Below are 19,212 nucleotides of genomic sequence, written 5' to 3' on the forward strand. Positions count from 1 at the left end.
GCGAGTTCAGGATTCGCTCGGCGACGCGTCCCTGGTGAGGGTCACGGCCACCGCGAGGAGTATGAGGACCAGTGCGAGGACGACGGCGTAGGACGGCAGCCAGTACGCCGCGGCGGAGGCCGATCCGAGCACGGCGGCGCCGACGGCGCGCAGAACCCAGCCGGTGTGGGTGGTGAGCCGGAAGTAGATTGCGTGCGAGAGCAGGTAGATCGCCGGACCCGCGAGCATCAGCACGCCGCCGACCCCGCCCGGTCGTCGCCGGCATGGGCGAGCACCAACTCGCTGCCCGCGGCGAACATGACGAGTCCGGTGACCACGCCGTAGATCACGTTGATCCCGATGTGCACGGATCGGATGGGGTTCCCGGTGGCGGCGATATGACTTTCCACGAGCTGTTCGGCGCGCCCGAAGTAGACGGCCCACAGGCAGACGAGCGCGACGAAGCACCCCGCCGCCAGCGCAAGCGTCAGTGCGTCGGAATGATGGGCGGCAATCACACGTCCCAGGGTCAGGACCGTCTCGCCCAGCAGGATGATGAGGAACAGTCGCATCCGCTCGAGCATGTGCTCCGCGTCGAACGGAAGTTGCTGCGTCTGCGTGCGTCCGCCCGGCAGCGGGTGAGCGCTCCAGGTGCCGACGAGATCGACGAGCGCGGCCACCGCCCACAGCCACAGGCGCCATTCCGGGTCGAGTGCGGCGCCGGCCACCCAGAACGGCGCCGAGACCGCGAACCAGATCAGCACGTGCAGGAAGTGCAGGCGGAGGCTGGGCGTCGGGGCGGTGGCCGCCGCGTAGATGGTGGGGCCGATCAGCGCCAGTAGCATGGGAACGACGAAGAGCCAAGGGCTTTCGTCGAATGCGTGCCCGATGCCCGCGTTCATGAACAGGCCGAGTCCCATCACCGTGACCGTCACGGCCCGGGTGGCCGTGCGTTCGATGTCGAGGAGCGTGACCTCGAACGTGGTGAACGCCCAGACCCCGCACACCGCAACGAGTGCCACGAGGGCTTCGGCGGCGCCGTACCAGGTCAGGTGGTCGACGAGATGGTGCGTGAGCTGACCGATCGCCAACACGAACACCAGGTCGAAGAACAGCTCGAGCGGCGAGACCTCACGGTGGGTGCTGCGCGCGTTCCTGGCCATCATGGATTCCTCCTCGGCGCCCGAATCCTATCCGGCGGCGTCGAGGCGAAAGGTCGTTTCGGCGGCGGTGTCGGCGACCATCGGTTCCAGCGCGGCGGGCCGGCTGCGGTACTTGGCGCGGTGTTGTTCCGCATCGCGTTGCGGTACCAGCCGCCGTCCGGGCCGAACGCGGACCGGACGTAGAGGTCGTCGGCGACGCGCACGACACAGATCGGTATCCAGCGGCGCAGGGAGCCGTCGCGCCGATAGCTGCTGATGTGCAGTTCCTCGGTGTGGCCGATCGCGTCGAGTTGCTCGCTGTGCCATGCCATGTCGTCATCTCCTGATGTCGGCGATCCGTGATCAGAGGTTAAGGCGGTTGCGGCGCGGGAAGGAGAGGCTGTGGGTACCCCTGTAGCCAGGGTCTCCCACGAGACTGCGGCGGCCGGCAGGGTGAGGTGGGTCCGGCCTTGACAGACCCCGATCCACAGATAATGTATTATATTGTCACTTGAACTCACGGAGGCGTACCCATGCAGCACAAGCCGCTCGACGGGATCCGCATCCTGGAGATCGGGGGTTACATCGCCCTTCCGTTCGCCACGTCGATCCTGTGCGCTCTCGGCGCAGAGGTCGTGAAGGTGGAGAAGCCCGTCGTCGGGGAGGACTTCCGTCGCCACCAGAACGACGGCAGCCCCTACTTCCGCCAGTACAACACCGGAAAGCGGAGCCTGTCGATCGACCTGAAGCATCCCGAAGGCATCGCGCTGGTCAAGGCCCTCGTGCCGCACTTCGACGTGGTCCTCGAGAACCTGCGGCCGGGCAAGTTGGCGGCGCTGGGCCTCGGACCCGACGAGTGCCGCGCGCTGCGATCCGACCTCGTCTACGGGTCGGTGACCGGGTTCGGCTCGGGTGGTCCGCTGGCGAGCCGCCCCGCCTACGACACGATCGGGCATGCGTTCGGCGGTCTCTACTCCCTGTTCGGCGACGACGCCCGGCCCCAGCTGGCCGGCGGGCTCAGTGCGGACCTGATCACCGGACTGAGTACGGCCACCGGCGTCCTCGCGGCGCTCGTCGGACGGCTGCGCACCGGCGCGCCGCAACACATGGAGACGTCGATCATGGAGGCCGTCAGCGTTCTGGCGACTGACGGGATCACGCAGTCCTTCGAACTGGGATACGACCCGAGCAGGCAGAGCAGGCATCCGCAGGCGCAGAACTTCTGCGTCAAGACCGCCACCGGCGAGTATCTGGCGGTCCACCTGTCGTCCTCGCAGAAATTCTGGCGCTCGCTGTGCACGGCGATGAACCGGATGGATCTCACCGAGGATCCCCGCTTCGCCGAGTACCGCCCCCGGGAGTCGAACTACCACGAGCTGGCCAAGATCGTCGAAGCCGAGTTCGAGCAGCAGTCGCTGCAGCACTGGGAGGATGCCCTCTCCGCTGCGGACGTGCCGTTCGCCCCAGTGTTGTCGATGACCGGATTCGTCGAGCACGAGCAGGTGGAATGGCTCGAACTGGTCGAACGGCAGCAGGACGGGCTGGCGCTCATCCGGCCGCCGTGGCGGTTCGCGGGCGAACGCCCCGATCGGGCGGGCACCGCGCCGCGGGTCGGCGCCGACAGCCGCGACGTCGCCTCGGAGGTGTACTCCGCCGAGCAGATCGACGACCTGGTGCAGGCGGACGTTCTGTTCGTCGAACCCTGAGCCGACCGGTGCCCCGACCCGGGACGCGCATATTCCGTATTCGAACAACGATGGGTGAGTGATCGATGACTGCCGATGTATCGACCGACGGGATCGCGGTGGGTCCCGTCGACGATGAGTCCGCCGTGCTGGAGAACCTGCTGGCGACACGGTGGAGTTGCCGCGCGTTCGAGCCGCGCGAGGTTCCGCGCCCGCTCATCGAGCGCATGTTCACGCTGGCGCAGAGGTCCGCGTCGTGGTGCAACACGCAGCCCTGGCAGGTCATCGTGACCAGCGGTGCGGGAACCGAGCGATTCCGGGACGGTCTCGCGGAGTACGCGAGTGGGCACGGTGCCGCCTTCGAATTCGATCCGCCTGCGGAGTACCGCGGGGTCTACCGCGACCGGCGCCGGGCGAGCGGGTGGCAGCTGTATCAGGCCGTGGGAGTCGAACGCGGTGACCGTGCCGCGTCCGCACGCCAGTCGTTCGAGAACTTCCGCCTGTTCGGCGCCCCGCACGTCGCGATCATCACGACCGATGCCGAGCAGGGCGTGTACGGCGCGGTGGATTCCGGGCTCTACCTCGGCACCCTCCTGCTCGCGGCGCGGAGCCTGGGGATCGCCACGATCCCGCAGGCCGCCCTGGCGAGCCAGTCTCCCTTCATCCGTGAGCATTTCGGTATCGCGGACGACCGCAAGATTCTGGTGGGGATCTCCTTCGGCTACGCCGACCTCGACCACCCGGCGAACAGCTACCGGACGGCACGCGCGTCGCTCGACGAGGCCGTGACCTGGCAGGACCGGTAGCACTCTATTCGGTTGCCGTGGAGGGTGTATCGGTTGCGGTCATGATCGCGAGCAGTTGCAGAGCCTGCTCGGACGGTGACTGCGGTTCCGCCGTGTACCCGACGAGGGACAGTCCGTCCGCGCCGGTGATGTCGAAGACGTTGTAGGTCAGCGACAGGTCGCCGACGTCCGGATGCCGGAACTGTTTGACGCCGTGCCGATGCGCCTTCAGGTTGTGGGCGGCCCATCGGGTGCGGAATTCCTCGCTCCGAGCGGCGAGTTCGCCGACGAGCCCGGTGACGACGGTGGAGTGGGGCGAGTGTGCGGCCTCCGCCCGCAGCAGGGCCACGGCGTCGTCGGCCGCGGTGTTCCACTCCGGGAACACGTCGTCGGGGATCTTCCGGTCGGCCCGCCGCGGAGACCGCCCCGCGCCCGTCGAGGTGCCGGCGGCCCGCACCAGGTCGAACAGGTGCGCCGTTTCTTCCTCGGTGAGCCGCAGTGCCCGGGCGACGGCGTGGAGAACGTCGTCGGAGACTCCGGCGACGTTCCCGCGTTCGATCTGGGTGTAGTACTCGATGCTGACACCGGCCAACTGCGCGACCTCTTCACGCCGCAGGCCCGGCACCCGACGTCGCCGGCCTGGCGGCAGGCCTACCTGCTCGGGAGTGATCTTCGCCCTCCGGGTCATCAAGAACTCTCTGACGTCCTTGGCGATGTCCATGGATCCATACTAGGAACAAGGCCCGGTCGCCGGGAAGGGTCAGTTGCCCGGTGTCAGCGGCAGGAGCAGGGAGGCGACGACGTCGTCCACCTTGTCCAGATACAGCACGTCGTGAATCATCGTGTCGACTACCTGCTCGTCCAGCGGATGCACCGAGTACGGCACACACTTGCGGAACTTGTCGACGAAGTCCTGCTCGCTGAACGGGTTGTTCGGGTGCCCCTTGACGTAGACGTGTTCGGTGGTGATCGTGCGGCCGTCACGCAGCGTGGTGGTCAGCCGTGCACCCCAGTCCGACACGGACGGGTCCTCGGCGGCGGAGATCCTCGACATCAGCTCTCGGACGTCCTGACGTTGCCGTGCTTCGTCGGTGTAGGACTGCACGAAGACACTCTTGTCGATCGCGGCGGTCGCGACGGCGTACGGGAGGCTGAACTGACATTCGGGGACCGTCCGGGGGTGCCACTTCACGTCGGTCGGCTCGCACACGGCGCGCCAGCCGGAGGTGGAGACGTCGATGTGGACGGTGGCGATGTCGTCGGGGCCGAAGCCGTGCGTGCGCATCTGATCCAGGATGCCGTCGATGGAGGAGTGCGAGAAGTAGCAGGCGCTGTACCCCTTGGTCGTGATGTTCGTCGACTCCCAGCGTTCGCCCAGATCCCGGGTGAGTGGCTCCGCGTCCGTCTCCCAGCGAGCGGTGCGCAGGTATCCGTTGGGTCCCGTCAGCACCTCCCGGCGGGGGCCGGTGATGCCCTTCTCCGCGAGGAGGCAGGCGGTGATCGCCGATTGGCAGACGAGGCCGTGGTGCACCCGGACCATCAGGGTGGCCGGTGCGTAGATCGCCATCGTGTGAGGCTGGGTCATCGTGCGGGCGATGCCCTGGGCATTCTCCAGTAGTTCCTGGGAGAAGCCGAGGAGTTTGCCGATGGCGGCGACAGCGCCGAAGATGTAGTGGCCGCCGCAATCGTGGGACTTCACGGCGGTACTGATGACCTTGTAGGCCGAGCCCACGCGGATGAGCGTCTCCTGGCCGACGACCAGCGCCGTCAGGAATTCCTTCCCCGTGACGTCCGGCCGCAGCCCGGTGGCCGCCAGCAGACTGGCCACGATGTATTCGCTGATGTGCCCTGCTTCCTCGTGAAGATCGCCGCAGTCCATCGCCCGGGGCATCGGGCCGATCGCCAGTGCCGCCTCGGCCGCGGGAACGCGGCCACCGTAGAACGGCAGCACCGACTGCGGTGCGCCGCCCTTGTCCTTGACCAGATCCACGATCGCCGGGATCCCGTCCATCCCGGAGCCGCCGATCATCACGGCCATGCAGTCCAGCAGGGTGTGCTTGGCATGCCGGACGACCTCGGCGGGGAGATCGTCGTAGTCGGTCTGCACCGCCATCCGGCACAGGGTGCTCATCGGATCTTCCGAGTTCTGGATCGCGAACTTCGTCATGTCGTCCCTCTTCCGCGTCGAGATGTCGCTGCCGGCAACGTAAGTCGGCGTCCCGGTTCATGTCAGAAGGTCGCGCATGTCCCGGCTCGGGGATAGGGGGATTCTCGCCTACCGAGAAGACGAGTCCGGTCAGGGCACTTCCGTCGCGTGCCGGATCTGCTGCTTCAGCAGCGTCAACCGTGGGCCGTCGGCGGTGCGCGTCGCGCGGGAGATACCGAGAGCGGTGGCGTGCAGCGCGGGCAGCAGGGTCGACGGCGCGTCGGCGCCGAACGCGGTCGTGACCGACAGTGCGCCGATCGCGGTGCCGTCGTCGGCGAGAATCGGCACGGCGACCGCCGTCGAGTCGGGGGAGATCCAGCGGCGGGCGACGACGTAACCGGTGCGCCGGGTCTCGTTCACGATCCGCAGCAGTTCGGCCCGGTCGACGACGGTGTGCTCGGTGAATCGGGTGATCTTGCCGGTCGCCAGGATGTGCTCCCGCACTTCCGGCGGAGAGAACGCGACCAGAACGATGCCCGGGGACGACGCCAGCGCGGGAAGCCTCACACCCGGCTGGGTCACGTTGGTGACACTCGGTTGCCGTGTCGACAGCGTTTCCAGGTTGAGGACGTCGTTGCGGTCGAGTACCGACAGCAGGGTGGGGGCCTGCACCGCCGACCGCAGGTCCTCCATGTACGGCAGGGCGACCTCCCGGAGCGTGAGGGCGCTCGACGACCGGGCCACCACCTCCCACAGGCGTGTGCCGATCCGCAGCCTGCGGTCGGGGTCGCGTTCGAGGAAACCCACGTCGACGAGTTCGGCCACGATCCGATGCGCCGACGGCATCGGGATCGCGGTCCTCCGCGCGATCTCCGACGCCGTCAGTGAACCGCCCGCTCCCTTGAACGACTCGAGCACCTGCACGACCCGTTCGATCATCGATTCACCGCGCGCGGGCATCGGTCCTCCTCGGTGTCGAGCGTGTCGTGAGTGCTCTCGGGGGCTAGTCGAGGTTGATGTAGACGGCCTTCGGGTACAGGTAGCCTTCCACGTGTTCTTTCGCTCCCTTCCAGCCGTACCCGCTCATCTTGGTGCCGCCGAATCCGATGGCCGGGTCGAGGACGCCGTAGCAGTTGACCCAGATCGTTCCGGCCTTGATGTTCTGCGAGACCTTGTGTGCCGTGGACAGGCTGCGGGTCCACACCCCGCCCGCCAGGCCGAATGGGGTGTCGTTCGCGAGCCGCAGTGCGTCGTCCATGTCGTCGAACGGGATGACCGACGCGACGGGTCCGAAGATCTCTTCCCTGGCGATCGTCATGTCGTTCGACGCGCCGGAGAACACGGTCGGCTCGACGAAGAAGCCCGATGCCAGTTCGCCGCCGAGGCGTTTGCCGCCGCTCGCCAGGTGCGCGCCTTCGCCGCCGCCGACGTCGATGTAGTGCATGACCCGATCGAGCTGCCGTTCCGAAATCAGCAAACCCAACTGGGTATTCGGGTCGAGACCGTCTCCCACGCGGATGGTCTTGGTGAACTCCTGCATCCGTTCGACGAACTCGTCGTGGATCGAACGCTGCACGAAGATCCGTGTGCCGGCGACGCAGACCTGGCCGCTGTTGGTGAACACGCCCATCGCGGCGCCGGGCACGGCCTTGTCCAGATCGGCGTCGGCGAAGACGATGTCGGGCGATTTGCCACCCAACTCCAGTTGCAGGCGTTTGAGGTTGACGGCCGATGCGCGGACGATGGTCTGCGCGGTGCCGATCGATCCGGTGAACGCGATCCGGTCGACGTCCCGGTGTTCGGCCAGGGCCTGGCCCGCGTCGGCGCCGTACCCGGTCACGACGTTGATGACGCCCTCGGGGACACCGGCTTCCATCATCAGTTCGGCCACCCGCAGCACCGACAGGGAGGCGTCCTCGGCGGGCTTGAGGACGGCGGTGCATCCGGTGGCGAGTGCCGGGCCGAAGATCCACCACAGGCCGATCAGGGGCCCGTTCCACGGGATGATGCCGCCGACCACTCCGACGGGGGCGAGGGACTTGAGGGTGAGGAAATCCCCGGGCAGCGAATTCGGGGGTGTCGCGACGGTCGCGGCGTCGCATTGGGAAGCGAAGAACTGCAGCACCTGCGAGGTCCACTCGGCGAGTCCGGTGGTCCGCTTCAGCGGAGCCCCCATGTCCAGCGTCTCGATCATCGCCAGTTCGTCGAAATTGTCGAGGATGACGTCGTGGATCTTCAGGATCAGCTTGCGGCGCTGATGCGGTGTCCACCGACTCCATTCGCCCTCGAACGCTCGGCGAGCGGCCGAGACGGCGAGGTCGATGTCCGTGGCGTCGCCGCCGGCGATGCGGCAGAGTACCTGCCCCGTCGCCGGATTGACGGTGTCGATCTGCCGGCCGGAAGTGGCGTCGACCCACTTGCCGCCGATCAGATTCTTCTTCGATCCCTGGATGAAAGCGGGGACGGTGAGCGATGTTTCGTCTTGGGTGAGCAACTCGTTCTCCTCCTCCCGTCTCGGCAGCAGGCCGAAACAGTCGTGGTCGGCCGGTCCGGCCGCGGGCTTCGTCGATGCGGTGACCTGTTCGGGTGTCAGAATTCGAAGACTCCCTTGCCGTCGGATTGCTTGTCGAACCACTGGTACGCCTCGACGGCCTGGTCCAGCGACCAGCTGTGGGTGTACAGGTCGTCGATGGGAAGCCCTTGCTCGACGATGAATTCGGCGCAGCGCCGCTGCTGGATCGTGGACATCGTCCAGGACGTCATGATCGTCCACTGGTTCTTGTACTGCTCCTCCGTCCGGAAGTGCACCTCGCCGGGGAGTCCGATGAAGCACGCCCGTCCCCACTTGCCGAGGACGCTCAGGGCGTCGGCGCCCGCCACCCCGGATGTTTCCAGGATCATCTCCACGCCCTTGCGGCCGGCGAGATCGGCGATCGTCGCGGACAGGTCCACGTCGGCCGAGTTCACGACCGCGCTCGCGCCGAACTTCCGTGCGCGTTCCAGCCGCGAATCGTTGACGTCCACAGCGATGACCCGGGCGCCGAGCGCCGAGGCGAGCATGGTCCCGGACAGCCCGACCGGGCCCTGCCCGAACACGACCAGCGTTTTCCCGCCGACGTCGCCGAGCCGCATGAGACCTCCCCACGCCGTCCCGGTGCCGCAGCCGATCGCGGCGCCCGCCTTGTAGCTGAGGCCGTCGGGAAGCGGCAGCAGTGTCCGGGCGGGCACGACTGCGTACGGTGCATGACCGCCGTGGGTGGTGATGCTCATCGTCTGGGCGTTCCCACGGTCGCACATCTGCGGCCATCCGGAGCGACACTGCTCGCACACGTCGCAACCCCAGTAGTGGTGGATCATCACGCGGTCGCCGACGGACGCCGTGTCGGGCGACACCCCCTCTCCGACAGCGTGTACGTCACCGCAGGGCTCGTGCCCCTGAATGGTGTCGGCGCTCCCGCCGAAGGACACCGCACCCCGGTAGAAATGGAGGTCGCTGCCGCACATTCCGGACGCTCGCATCCGGACGACCACTTCTCCCGGCCCCGGTTGCGGAGCCGGGAACTCCTTGAGGACGACACTGCCGTCCCCCGGAAAAGTGATTCCCTGCATCATCGACCTTCTTCCTCGTTGCGGAGCGCTGCGGTGGCCTGCACGTCGACGCGCAGCCCTTCGGGATCGGACTTCGGGTCGCCGATCACGACGACGCCGTAGTCGCGGGCGGCACCTGCCACGCTGACGTATTCGTTGCGCACGTCGGCGAGCACGCGTTCGGGGTCGCGGGCGAACGGGTCGCCCCAGCCGCCGCCGCCGTTGGTCAGGCACCGCAGGATCGAGCCGGTCTTCGTCTGCCACACTTGCCGACTGGCGAAATAGTGGTACTCGCCGTCGACCGGGTCCAGTGCCTTCGTCTCGGGGTCGAGCACTCCGGCGACGGGGACGCTGTCCGCGTAGACGTCGGGTGTGGTGCCCAGCATGCCCGGGCCGTCCGCGCCGTCACGCGGCGGGAAGATCCAGATGGCGCCGTTGGGTCCGGGTTCACCGCCGTTCGCGCCGACTCCACTCGGGACCTTGGTGCGGAACGGCGACAGGTAGTGGCTGCCCTCGCTCAGCCAGAGCGTGTCCTTGAGGTTCGCGGCACCACCGCGGAACGTGCCGGGACCGCCGGTGTCGATCGCGTGTTCCTTGCGCAGCATGACGACCGGGGAGTCGTGCTCGATCGTCTCGGTGGCGGGGTCGAGGTTGTTGAGGAAGAACAGGACGGTGTAGCTGTCGCCGTCGCCTTCCTTCGTGGCCCCCCACGGCCCGTGCTCGCCGCCGCACTGGGTGGCGCTCGTCCACGGGGTTCCGTCGGCGGTCACGCCGGACGCGTTGTGGGTGTTCGTGGAACCGTAGTCGCCCGCGACACCCTTCTCGCCGAGGGCCGGGTTGAGCGCGTCGAAGACGGCGGAGACGACGGCGCCCGACGCTTCCCAGAACATCATGATCCCGCCGTCGGGCGGCAGGGACGACACCAGCGTGCCCGGCGGGGTGGCGAGGTCGATGTTGCGCCAGGTGCCCGAGGTGAACGGCACCTCCGGGTCCAGCAGCATCGTCAACGCCACGCCGACAGCGGTTTTGGCGTCGAGCACCCCACAGTTGATGCACGTGCGAGCCTGCGGCGAGGTGCCGGACAGGTCGACCTCGATGTCCTGGCCGTGCTTGCGCAGCGTCACCTGCACCGTGTAGTCGACGCTGTCGTCGAGGCCGTCCGCGTCGATCAGCGAAGAGCCGGTGTACTCGCCGTCCGGCACGAGTGCGATGGCGTCGCGCATGCGCTCGGCGGACGTGTCGCAGGCGTACGTCAACGTCCCCAGATAGGCGTCCAGACCGTAGCGTTCGATGTTCTCGAGCACGAGTCGCTCGCCGAGTGCGAGTTGCTGGTAGATGCTCTTGAAGTCGGGCAGCAGCATCCCGCCCCACCGGGTGTTGTCGAAGATCAGGCTGAACGTCGAGCGCACCGGTTCGTCCTTGGACCACAACAGCATCGGCGGAATGACGAGACCGTTCTCGTACACGTTCGCCTTCGTGGCCGAGAATCCGCCGGGCACGGTGCCGCCCATGTCGAGTTGGTGGGCGCGCATGTTCACGAACGAGACGATCCTGCCGTCGACGAAGACCGGGCGGATGAAGCACACGTCGTTGACGTGGGTTCCGCCGCGGTACGGGTCGTTGCAGATGAGCACGTCACCGGGGGAGAGGTTTTCGGGCCCGAACTCTTCGACGACGTTCCGTACGGCGTCGCCGAGTGTGCCGAGGAAGACCACGAGGCTGTTGCTGACCACGGCCATCGGATAGTTGTGATCGGGTGGACCGCTGATGGTGCACGCGAAGTCGTACCAGTCGCGGATGATCGGCGAGAACGCCTCGCGCATGAAACCGGTGGACATGTGCTCCACGGTGTACCGCAGCCGGTTGAGGATCACGGCCGCGGTGAAGCGGTCGCAGCCGTAGGCGTCGGTGAACGTGGAGTCGGAGATGTCGCGCAGTCGAGTCGTTTCGGCGCCCGCAGAGGCGGGTGTTGCTTCGAGAGTGGTCATGGGATTCACTTCCTCCGGATGATCAGTTCGCCGTAGCGGCCGACGGTGGCGCGCTGCCCGGCTCCGATGTGCGTCGTCGAGAGTCCTTCGTCGACGATGGCGGGACCTTCTAGAATATCTCCGGCGCACAGGGTTTCGCGGTCGTAGACGCCGGCCTGCTGTGCGCCCTCGCCGTCGGCGTCGATGTCGCCGAGGTAGCGCAGTACCGTCGTCCGGACCGGTGCGAGGGGTTCGTCGCCGCGCTGCGGAGCTTCGGGGTAGTCGACCTTCGGGGTGTCCAGGACCGCCCGCACCCGGAACGTCACGCCCTCGACGGGCATCGCCTCGAATCGGTTGCCCGAACGGTTCTCGTACGTGTCGTGGAACGACTGGACGATGGTGGTGATCGCGTCGGCGTCGATGGTGCCGTCGGGAACCGGCACGAACGGTGTCTCCCAGCTCTGCCCGGCGAGGTGGGCGTCCATGCTGCGATGGAACGTCACGCCGGTGCCCTCGTCGAGGCCCTCGCGCAGTTGCGATTCCATCTCGCCGAACAGCGCGTCGATGGTCGGTGCCGCATCGGGGGTGAGGATCATGTACGCGCTGCGGTTGGCGGTGAACACCTGGTCCGCGGACAGCAGACCCAGTGCGGAGAACAGGCCGGGATACGGTGGCACGATCACCTGCTTGCAGTGCACCGTGTCGAGCACCGCGGGCAACAGCATCGGCCCGGCGGCGCCGAACGCGACGAGGCTGTAGTCGCGCGGGTCCACACCGTTCTTGATCGCGACGTTGAACACGCCCTCCGCCATGTTGTTGACGGCCATTTCATAGGCGTAGCGAACCTTCTGCGCCAGCGTGAACTCCGAATCGAGGTCCTCGAACGCCTGCCGGGACAGCGCCGGATCGAGGTCCACCGCGCCACCGGCGAACCGGCTGGGATCGATGATGCCGATCATCAGGCACGTGTCGGTGGTGGTCGGCTGGGTGCCGCCGCGCCCGTAGCAGGCCGGTCCGGGGGAGGATCCCGCGCTGTCCGGGCCCACCTGGATCTCGCCTGCGGGGCCGATCGCGACGATGCTGCCGCCGCCGGCGCCGATGCTGGAGATGTCGTTCGCCAGGGCGTTGACGACGAGGTCGTGCTCGAGTTCGAAGCTGGTGTTGACGAACGGTTCGCCCGCCGTCACGACGCTGATGTCGATGGACGTGCCGCCGACGTCCGCGCAGAGCAGGTTGTTCTCGCCGATCAGCCCGCCGAAGTGTGCACATCCGACTGTGCCGGCGGCGGGCCCGGAGAAGACGATGCGGAAGGGCAGTTCCATCGCACGTCCGGACGGGACGAGGGTGGCGGCGCAGTCGGCGAAGTTGAGTTCCCCGCTGAAGCCGAGGTCCGCGAGTCCCTTCTCCAGTTTGGCGGTGTAGTCGGTGTAGATGATCTTCATCAGCGTGTCGATCACCGTGGTCGAGGCCCGTGCGTACTCCTTGGCGAGCGGGGAGACGTCACTGGAGATCGAGCAGGGCACGTCGCCGAGGACCTCGCGGACCAGTTCGCGCAGCCGGACCTCGTGCGCCGGGTTCACGTACGCGTTGATCAGACAGATCGCGACACCGGTGACGCCGCAGCGCCGGAGCACGTCCAGTTCGGCGCGGGCCTGCGTTTCGTCCAGTTCGAAGAGCACGCCGCCGTCGGCCGTGATCCGCTCGTGGATGCCGCGCCGCAGGTACCGCTGGACGAGCGGCCGGGAGGCGTCACCGAAGCTGCGACGCCAGCGCGAGTCCAGGATGGCGTGCTCCGGGCGCCACACCCGTCCCATGTCGAGGATGTCGCGATGACCCTCGGTCGTGAGAAAACCGATCTTGGGCAACCGCCGCGTGATCACCGCGTTCAGGCCGTGCGTGCTCGCGTGGTTGAACACGCTCGCGTCCTCGACGCCCAGCGCCGCGGCGCCCTCGAGGACGGGCCCGAACACCTCGGTGTAGTCGGTGGTGACCTTGGCGGTCTGGATCTTGCCGTCGCGCAGGGCGACTACGTCGGTGAATGTTCCGCCGACATCGACTGCAATCATCGTGGAATCCTTCGTCAGAGCAGGTCGGTGAGAAGTTGGATGGGCCCGAGCCGGGACCACGGGGAGCGGTCCAGGGACAGCAGGCACTGCTGGCATTTGACGACCTGGAACCAGCCGCCTTCGGATACCACGGGGTAGCGGCGGAGTTCCTCGGCGCCGCATCGCGGGCAGTGGCCGTCGACGGGGGTTCGTTCGAGAACCGGGGTGGGTGGGCTGTTGTGTTCTTCGGACATGGTGGGCACAACTCCAGGTGCTCTCGGAGACGGGAGCGCAGGTGCGCTGGTCGTCACGACGCTATGGGGGTGGGATCTGCGTCACAATCCTTCTGGCGAAGGCCGGCATCCACTTTCCGAACGCCGCGGGCGGTGCTCATCCGCGGCCACCTGCAGGTTCTTCCCAATATGATGTATTATTCTCACCGGCACTACGACGGTGTGGGTGAAATCCGGCCACGCCGGGTCTCAGGAGGTGGCGGCGCGTGAGCGACCGACAGCTGAACTTCCGCACGGCGGATCTCGATGCCGCGCACGCCCAGGTCACGAAGGCGTTCGCGGGTCACGACGTGCACGTGCCGGACGATCGGGGAGTGGACTTCCGACTGGATCTCGCGCCGGCCCCGCGCTTGACGATCGGCCGGATGTCGTACGGGGCGGCGGTGACCCTGCACGGGCCGCCGATGCGTCTCTGCTACCACGTGAATCTGCCCGTCACCGGTGCGAGCACGGTCGAGCAGGGCGGTGTGCGCCGAAGCTTCGTCGCCGGGGAGGCGGGGGTGGCGTTCGGGCCGCAGGCGCCCGTGCTGGTGCAGTGGAGTGCGGATTCGTGGCAGTACCACATCAAGTTGCCGAAAGATCCGCTCGAGGCGCACGCGGCGAAGCTGACGGGCCGCCCGATCGGGGAGGGGATCCGCTTCGATCTGACGTTCGATCTGAGGTCCAGCGCCGCGCAGGCGCTCGTCGCGACCGCCGGGTTCCTGTACGCAGAGCTCTCCCGGCCGGACGGCATCTCCACGATGCCCGCTGCCTGCCACGAACTCGAATCGGCCCTCATGACTCAACTGCTCATGACGGTGCCGAGTCAGCTCACCCCGGAGTTGCACGGACAACCGCCTCACACCCGGCGGTCCAAGATCCGCGAGATCGTGGACTACGTCGACCGGCATCCGGAAGACGACATCACCACGGCCGATCTCGCGTCGATGGCCGGCGTGAGCGAACGCGCCCTGCAGGTGGGCTTTCGTGAGGTGGTCGGGATGTCGCCGACCGCCTATCTCCGGGGTGTCCGACTCGATCGGGTGCACCTCGATCTCGCTTGTGGCTCTTCGGGCTCCGTCACGGATATCGCCGCGCGCTGGGGTTTCTACCACCCCGGCCGCTTCGCTCAGCAGTATCGGACCCGGTTCGGATTCCTTCCCTCGGAGACCGTGCTGCGCTCACGCCGCTGAGCCGGGGCTCCGCGTGCCGGTTCGTCCGGCGCGTGTACGGTGAGATCGTTATATATAATGTTTCACACTGCGGCGGGAGGCGGCATGACCGTGGCGGAATCCGTCCGGCGGGAGGCTCTGGAGTTCCGGGGCGCCCACGGCGACAAGCTGATCGGCGACCGATGGATGTCCCCTCGCCGGAATCGGGGAACGGTGCTGCTGTTGCACGGCGGCGGTCAGACGCGGCACTCCTGGGAGCGCACCGCGCGACGCCTCGCCGGCGCGGGGTGGCAGGCGATCACGGTGGATGCCCGCGGGCACGGCGACAGCGCATGGTCGGCGACCGGCTACACGCTGGACTTCTTCGTCGCCGACCTCCATGCGACGATCGCGCAGATCGGCACCGCTCCGGTCGTCGTCGGGGCATCCCTGGGTGGGCGGACGGCGCTCGCGGCCGTGGGTGAGCGGCCCGGATCGGTGTCGGGTCTGGTGCTGGTGGACATCGCGCACCGGGTGGACCCGGACGGGCGTGAGCGGGTGAAGGGCTTCATGGCCGGCGCGCCGGACGGGTTCGCCACGCTCGAGGACGTCGCCGCCGCGGTCGACGCCTACCGGTCCGCGCCGCGACGACGCCGGAACCTGGACGGGCTGAGGAAGAATCTCCGGCAGCGGGCGGACGGCCGCTGGTACTGGCACTGGGATCCGCGGTTTCTCGAGTTCACGACGGACGGTGCGAACGTCGACGTCGACAGGCTGTCACGGGCGGCCCGTAACGTCACCGTGCCCACCCTGCTCGTCCGCGGGAAGAAGTCGGACATGGTCACCGCCGAGGCGGCCGCCGAGATCCGCGACCTGGTGCCGACGGCGGAGGTGGTCGAGGTGGGTGCCGGTCACATGGTCGCCGGCGATGACAACGACGTCTTCACCGCTCACCTGCAGGACTTTCTCGTCGGCCGGGTGCGTCAGCAGGGAGTGGACAGCTGACCGGCGAGGGGGTGGGCGATCAGCCCGCGTTGGCCTCGGCGTCGGTATCCCACAGCCCGCGCTGCTCGAGTTCGTCGATCAGGTGATCCGCGCCGTCCAGGATGTGCGACTCCATGATTGTCTTCGCCCTCTTGCCCGCGTGCTTCTTCAATGCATCGAGCAGGAGGGGATGTTCCTTCTGGGTCGTGGTGACATGACCCTCGATGGTGGCGTAGAAGCGGTTCGGAAGATTCGTGACGACGGAACCGAGGAGGCGGGCGAGACGCGGTGAGTCCGCGATCAGGTTGATCTTTCGGTGGAACGCGTGCCCGAGGGACGAAATGCGCTCGGTGTCGCCCTGTGCGATGGCGTCATCGTGCTGCTGCAGGATCCCCTCGAGTTCGGCGATCTGCTGCGGCGTGATGTTCTTCGCGGCCCGTGCGGCCAGTTCGGCGGCCAGCTGCGCCTGGGCCCAGAACAGATCCCGCACGTCCTGCTTCGTGAACGGGGCCACGACGAAGCCGCGCCGGGGGACCATCTCCACGAAGCCTTCGCTCCGCAGGGCGAGGAGTCCCTCGCGGACGGGTGTGGTGCTGACTCCGACGGCTTCGGCGATCCGCTCGATGCGGAGGAAGTCGCCGGCACGCACCTCGCCGGAGATGATCATCTCGCGGACGTACGTGGCAACTTCCTCGGGCAGTTGCTGTCGTCTTGACCTGTCATTCAGGGGCATCGTCGGTCGCACCTTCCCGGATTCGAAAGACTCGACATAATGTACCATCCGCGCCCGCGTGGCCGACCGCAGCCCGGAGCCGTGCCGGAACTACCCGATCGTCAGGGCGCGGGAGCGCGCGTGCCCTCGCGCGAATTCCTCGCAGTCGGGTCGGCCACAATTCGGAGTCGACATAATCCACGACGCATCATATATTGTCTCGAGTGTGATCTGTGTCGCACCGGCTGTCGGTGCTACGAGCGAGAGGGACCTGATGAGCACAACGAAGGATTGGGCGTCGCGCGTGGGGATGCGCCCGTATCAGATTGCATCCGTGGTCTTCTGCATGTTCCTGAACATGCTGGACGGATACGACGTCCTCGTGATGGGTTTCGCGATGCCGCACCTGCCGGAGGGCTTCGCGACCAATCCGGAGAAGGGCTACCTGATCAGTGCCGCCCTCGCCGGGATGGCGGTCGGCGCGATCGGCCTCGCCCGCTTCGCGGACGTCATCGGCAGGCGGCGCATCCTGCTGGTCGGCCTCGCCGCCAACACCCTGGGTCTGACCGCGTCGGCGCTGTCGAACGGTTTCGCGATGCTCCTGGTGACCCGCTTCGTCACCGGCATCGCGATCGGGACCATCAGCGTCGTCATCATCGTCCTCTGCCAGGAGGTCGTCCCGCCCAATCGGCGAAGTGTGGCGCTCGGCCTGGTCATGGTCGGCTATCCGCTCGGCACGACGCTCGCGGGCTTCGCGGGCGCCGGACTCGTGGCACTGGCAGGCGGGGCGTGGCAGGGCATGTTCTGGATCGGCGCCGCGATGGGGGTCCTGTCGTTCGTGGTGACCGCCGCCTTCCTCCGCGAATCGGACGACTTCCTGGCCCGCAAGGGAACGAAGACGGAACCCGACCAGGCGATCTCTGCGCCGCAGAGCGAGGTTCGTCTGCTCGGCCGGGAACTGCGGTCGCGCACACTCCTCCTGACGTTCGGATACTCGATGCTCACCGCCGGGTACTACTTCGTCGGCACGTGGACGCCGCAACTGATCAAGGACGCCAGTGGCGACGCGGGGAGCGGTGCGCTGGCCGGCATCATGATCAGCTTCGGTGCGGTGGTCGGAGGTTGCCTGTTCGGCGCATTCGGGTTGCGGTTCCCCGGCGCGCGGATCGCGGTGATCACCTCGGCCGTGTCCGCCGCGGCGATCGCCGGGTTCGCACTCACACTGCAGGGGCCGTTTGCACTGGCCATGGCCGGACTTCTCGGCGCAGGCACCTTCGCGGCCATGTCCGGGTTCACCTCCACGTCGACGGCGGCGTACCCCGTGCTCGCGCGCGCCAAGGGCTATGGAGCAATGATGGGCGTTGCCCGCGCGGGTGCCATTCTGTCGCCGATCGTCGCGGGGTACGCGCTCAGCGTCATGACACCGCGCGCGATGTACCTCGCCGTCATCGTGCCTCTCGTGCTCGCGGCCGTCGCGGCGATCGCTCTCACCCGCATCACGCGAGACCAGGTCGGCAGCGAGCCGAGCCGGACGGCCCCGGCGCTCGCCACCACCGAGTAGGCACCGGACAAAGCAGTGCCGCTCGGGAGATCCCGAGCGGCCCTTCGTGTGTGCGAGTGGTCAGTCGAACAGGATGACGCCGCGGATGTTCTTGCCGTCCTTCAGGTCCCGGTATCCCTGATTGATCTCGTCGAGCCGGTAGGTGCGCGTGATCATGTCGTCGAGGTTGAGCTGTCCGGCCTTGTACATGTTCAGCAGCCGGTTGACGTCCCAGGTGCCGTTGGTGGAGCCGAAGACGCATCCCTGCAAGCGCTTCTGGGAGAGGGTGAGGTCGGCGACCGGGATCGGAAGACCGACGCGGGAATGCTCGCCGACGGCGGTGACGACGACGGTGCCCGCCTTGCGGACCGAGGCGAGCGCCTGGGCGACGTGCTCGGGCTCGAGCACGCCGACGGTGATGACGAGGGCGTCCGCGCCCTGACCGTTGGTGTATTGCTTGGCGAGTTCGGCTCCCTCCTCGATGGTCGCGACGGCGTGGGTGGCACCGAACGTCTTGGCGCTGTCCCGTTTGAAGGCGACGGGGTCGACGGCGATGACGTGCGACGCGCCGGCGTGCCGGGCGCCCTGCAGCGCGGCGGAGCCGAGTCCGCCGATGCCCATCACGATGACGGTGTGCCCGGGTTCGACGTTGCCGAGGTTCACGGCCGATCCCCAGCCGGTGCTCACGCCGCAGCCGACGAGGCAGGCCTTGTCGAGCGGAATGTCCTTGTCGATCTTGACGACCGAGTTGATGGAGACCGTCGTCGTCTCGAGGAACGTGGAGATGCCGCACATCTGCCCGACCGGGGTTCCGTCGGTCGTCCGCACCCGGAACGTCCCGTCCGTCCAGCGCGGGCCTGCGAGGATGCCGGCGGCGAGATTGCAGAGGCTCTGCAGGTTGCTGGAACACCAGCGGCAGTGGCCGCAGGACGGGATCGCGGAGAAGACGACGTGGTCGCCGACCTCGATTCCCTTGTAGTTGGGGGACGCTTTCGTCACGATGCCTGCGCCCTCGTGGCCGAGCGCGAACGGGTACATGCCGACGGGGATGTCCCCGGTGACGTGATGGTCGTCGGAGTGGCACATGCCGCTCGCGACGAGTTTGACCTGGACCTCGTCGTCGCGGGGATCTTCCAGCTCGAGGTCGATCACCTCGAGTTCGCCGGGGACCTGCCGGATGACTGCGCCGCGAGTTCTCATGCTTCTCCTTGGGGTT

18 protein-coding genes are annotated in these 19,212 nt (G+C 67.5%); 5 read left to right on the top strand and 13 right to left on the bottom strand.

Going from position 1 to position 19,212, the window contains the following annotated elements; genetic code table 11:
* Positions 1-6: 6 nt before the first annotated feature.
* Genes BLV94_RS51100 through BLV94_RS31115 form a run of 3 tightly spaced genes read right to left on the bottom strand, consistent with a single transcriptional unit; the run spans position 7 to position 1,453 of the window.
* Positions 7-234 (bottom strand): low temperature requirement protein A, encoded by a 228-nt coding sequence (locus BLV94_RS51100; RefSeq protein ID WP_244163701.1) that lies wholly within the window; start codon positions 232-234, stop codon positions 7-9.
* Positions 228-1,145 (bottom strand): low temperature requirement protein A, encoded by a 918-nt coding sequence (locus tag BLV94_RS31110; protein ID WP_244163702.1) that lies wholly within the window; start codon positions 1,143-1,145, stop codon positions 228-230. Before BLV94_RS31110 ends, BLV94_RS51100 begins: the two co-directional genes overlap by 7 nt.
* On the bottom strand, positions 1,142-1,453 hold the full coding sequence (locus tag BLV94_RS31115) for a DUF2255 family protein (protein ID WP_072944535.1): 312 nt from the start codon (positions 1,451-1,453) through the stop codon (positions 1,142-1,144). Before BLV94_RS31115 ends, BLV94_RS31110 begins: the two co-directional genes overlap by 4 nt.
* 201 nt (positions 1,454-1,654) lie before the next feature.
* Here BLV94_RS31115 and BLV94_RS31120 point away from each other — a divergent pair, with 201 nt between their 5' ends.
* Both BLV94_RS31120 and BLV94_RS31125 read left to right on the top strand, forming a co-directional pair.
* Positions 1,655-2,827 (top strand): CaiB/BaiF CoA transferase family protein, encoded by a 1,173-nt coding sequence (locus BLV94_RS31120; protein WP_072944537.1) that lies wholly within the window; start codon positions 1,655-1,657, stop codon positions 2,825-2,827.
* A 65-nt stretch (positions 2,828-2,892) separates the two neighbouring features.
* Positions 2,893-3,612, top strand: a complete 720-nt coding sequence (locus BLV94_RS31125; RefSeq protein ID WP_072944539.1) for a nitroreductase — start codon at positions 2,893-2,895, stop codon at positions 3,610-3,612.
* 4 nt (positions 3,613-3,616) lie between these two features.
* On the opposite strand, the gene BLV94_RS31130 is transcribed toward BLV94_RS31125, so the two are convergent.
* The 8 genes from BLV94_RS31130 to BLV94_RS31165 all read right to left on the bottom strand — a co-directional run bounded on the left by BLV94_RS31130 (position 3,617) and on the right by BLV94_RS31165 (position 13,591).
* Entirely contained in the window at positions 3,617-4,312 is a 696-nt protein-coding gene (locus BLV94_RS31130; protein ID WP_072944541.1) for a helix-turn-helix transcriptional regulator, read from the bottom strand.
* A 39-nt stretch (positions 4,313-4,351) separates the two neighbouring features.
* Positions 4,352-5,758 carry an MmgE/PrpD family protein gene (locus BLV94_RS31135; protein ID WP_072944542.1) on the bottom strand — a complete coding sequence of 469 codons (1,407 nt, stop codon included), beginning with the start codon at positions 5,756-5,758 and terminating at the stop codon, positions 4,352-4,354.
* 129 nt (positions 5,759-5,887) lie between these two features.
* Positions 5,888-6,697 carry an IclR family transcriptional regulator gene (locus BLV94_RS31140; RefSeq protein ID WP_244163703.1) on the bottom strand — a complete coding sequence of 270 codons (810 nt, stop codon included), beginning with the start codon at positions 6,695-6,697 and terminating at the stop codon, positions 5,888-5,890.
* Between the two features lie 43 nt (positions 6,698-6,740).
* Positions 6,741-8,372, bottom strand: a complete 1,632-nt coding sequence (locus BLV94_RS31145; protein ID WP_244163704.1) for an aldehyde dehydrogenase family protein — start codon at positions 8,370-8,372, stop codon at positions 6,741-6,743.
* Positions 8,327-9,349 (bottom strand): zinc-dependent alcohol dehydrogenase family protein, encoded by a 1,023-nt coding sequence (locus BLV94_RS31150; protein ID WP_307718321.1) that lies wholly within the window; start codon positions 9,347-9,349, stop codon positions 8,327-8,329. The genes BLV94_RS31145 and BLV94_RS31150 overlap by 46 nt, the downstream gene beginning before the upstream one ends.
* On the bottom strand, positions 9,346-11,313 hold the full coding sequence (locus tag BLV94_RS31155; protein WP_072944545.1) for a hydantoinase B/oxoprolinase family protein: 1,968 nt from the start codon (positions 11,311-11,313) through the stop codon (positions 9,346-9,348). Before BLV94_RS31155 ends, BLV94_RS31150 begins: the two co-directional genes overlap by 4 nt.
* Before the next feature lie 5 nt (positions 11,314-11,318).
* The gene (locus BLV94_RS31160; RefSeq protein WP_072944547.1) at positions 11,319-13,358 is read right to left on the bottom strand and encodes a hydantoinase/oxoprolinase family protein; all 2,040 of its coding nucleotides are present in this window, start codon (positions 13,356-13,358) and stop codon (positions 11,319-11,321) included.
* A 14-nt stretch (positions 13,359-13,372) separates the two neighbouring features.
* On the bottom strand, positions 13,373-13,591 hold the full coding sequence (locus BLV94_RS31165; protein WP_072944549.1) for a hypothetical protein: 219 nt from the start codon (positions 13,589-13,591) through the stop codon (positions 13,373-13,375).
* A 245-nt stretch (positions 13,592-13,836) separates the two neighbouring features.
* On the opposite strand from BLV94_RS31165, the gene BLV94_RS31170 reads away from it, so the two are divergent.
* Both BLV94_RS31170 and BLV94_RS31175 read left to right on the top strand, forming a co-directional pair.
* A complete protein-coding gene (locus tag BLV94_RS31170) occupies positions 13,837-14,802 on the top strand; it encodes an AraC family transcriptional regulator (protein ID WP_072944551.1) in 966 nt (321 codons plus the stop codon).
* A gap of 84 nt (positions 14,803-14,886) precedes the next feature.
* Positions 14,887-15,765 (top strand): alpha/beta fold hydrolase, encoded by an 879-nt coding sequence (locus BLV94_RS31175; RefSeq protein WP_072944553.1) that lies wholly within the window; start codon positions 14,887-14,889, stop codon positions 15,763-15,765.
* Positions 15,766-15,784: 19 nt separating this feature from the next.
* Here BLV94_RS31175 and BLV94_RS31180 read toward each other — a convergent pair whose 3' ends face one another.
* A complete protein-coding gene (locus tag BLV94_RS31180; RefSeq protein WP_072944554.1) occupies positions 15,785-16,477 on the bottom strand; it encodes a GntR family transcriptional regulator in 693 nt (230 codons plus the stop codon).
* Positions 16,478-16,730: 253 nt separating this feature from the next.
* Here BLV94_RS31180 and BLV94_RS31185 point away from each other — a divergent pair, with 253 nt between their 5' ends.
* Positions 16,731-18,017, top strand: a complete 1,287-nt coding sequence (locus tag BLV94_RS31185) for an MFS transporter (RefSeq protein WP_072944556.1) — start codon at positions 16,731-16,733, stop codon at positions 18,015-18,017.
* Between the two features lie 60 nt (positions 18,018-18,077).
* On the opposite strand, the gene BLV94_RS31190 is transcribed toward BLV94_RS31185, so the two are convergent.
* Positions 18,078-19,196, bottom strand: coding sequence for an NDMA-dependent alcohol dehydrogenase (locus BLV94_RS31190; protein ID WP_072944558.1), 1,119 nt, complete (start codon positions 19,194-19,196; stop codon positions 18,078-18,080).
* Positions 19,197-19,212 lie beyond the last annotated feature (16 nt).

The sequence above is a fragment of the Rhodococcus koreensis genome, from assembly GCF_900105905.1.
GTDB classification, from domain to species: domain Bacteria; phylum Actinomycetota; class Actinomycetes; order Mycobacteriales; family Mycobacteriaceae; genus Rhodococcus_F; species Rhodococcus_F koreensis.

Bases quoted from the DNA above. Each gene is read 5' to 3' on its own strand.
- BLV94_RS31135 (WP_072944542.1), bottom strand. From the start codon at position 5,758: ATGACGAAGTTCGCGATCCAGAACTCGGAAGATCCGATGAGCACCCTG.
- BLV94_RS31115 (WP_072944535.1), bottom strand. From the start codon at position 1,453: ATGGCATGGCACAGCGAGCAACTCGACGCGATCGGCCACACCGAGGAA.
- BLV94_RS31155 (WP_072944545.1), bottom strand. From the start codon at position 11,313: ATGACCACTCTCGAAGCAACACCCGCCTCTGCGGGCGCCGAAACGACT.
- BLV94_RS31165 (WP_072944549.1), bottom strand. From the start codon at position 13,591: ATGTCCGAAGAACACAACAGCCCACCCACCCCGGTTCTCGAACGAACC.
- BLV94_RS31185 (WP_072944556.1), top strand. From the start codon at position 16,731: ATGAGCACAACGAAGGATTGGGCGTCGCGCGTGGGGATGCGCCCGTAT.
- BLV94_RS31175 (WP_072944553.1), top strand. From the start codon at position 14,887: ATGACCGTGGCGGAATCCGTCCGGCGGGAGGCTCTGGAGTTCCGGGGC.
- BLV94_RS31110 (WP_244163702.1), bottom strand. From the start codon at position 1,145: ATGATGGCCAGGAACGCGCGCAGCACCCACCGTGAGGTCTCGCCGCTC.
- BLV94_RS31120 (WP_072944537.1), top strand. From the start codon at position 1,655: ATGCAGCACAAGCCGCTCGACGGGATCCGCATCCTGGAGATCGGGGGT.
- BLV94_RS31150 (WP_307718321.1), bottom strand. From the start codon at position 9,349: ATGATGCAGGGAATCACTTTTCCGGGGGACGGCAGTGTCGTCCTCAAG.
- BLV94_RS31180 (WP_072944554.1), bottom strand. From the start codon at position 16,477: ATGCCCCTGAATGACAGGTCAAGACGACAGCAACTGCCCGAGGAAGTT.
- BLV94_RS31190 (WP_072944558.1), bottom strand. From the start codon at position 19,196: ATGAGAACTCGCGGCGCAGTCATCCGGCAGGTCCCCGGCGAACTCGAG.
- BLV94_RS31125 (WP_072944539.1), top strand. From the start codon at position 2,893: ATGACTGCCGATGTATCGACCGACGGGATCGCGGTGGGTCCCGTCGAC.
- BLV94_RS31130 (WP_072944541.1), bottom strand. From the start codon at position 4,312: ATGGACATCGCCAAGGACGTCAGAGAGTTCTTGATGACCCGGAGGGCG.
- BLV94_RS31160 (WP_072944547.1), bottom strand. From the start codon at position 13,358: ATGATTGCAGTCGATGTCGGCGGAACATTCACCGACGTAGTCGCCCTG.
- BLV94_RS31140 (WP_244163703.1), bottom strand. From the start codon at position 6,697: ATGCCCGCGCGCGGTGAATCGATGATCGAACGGGTCGTGCAGGTGCTC.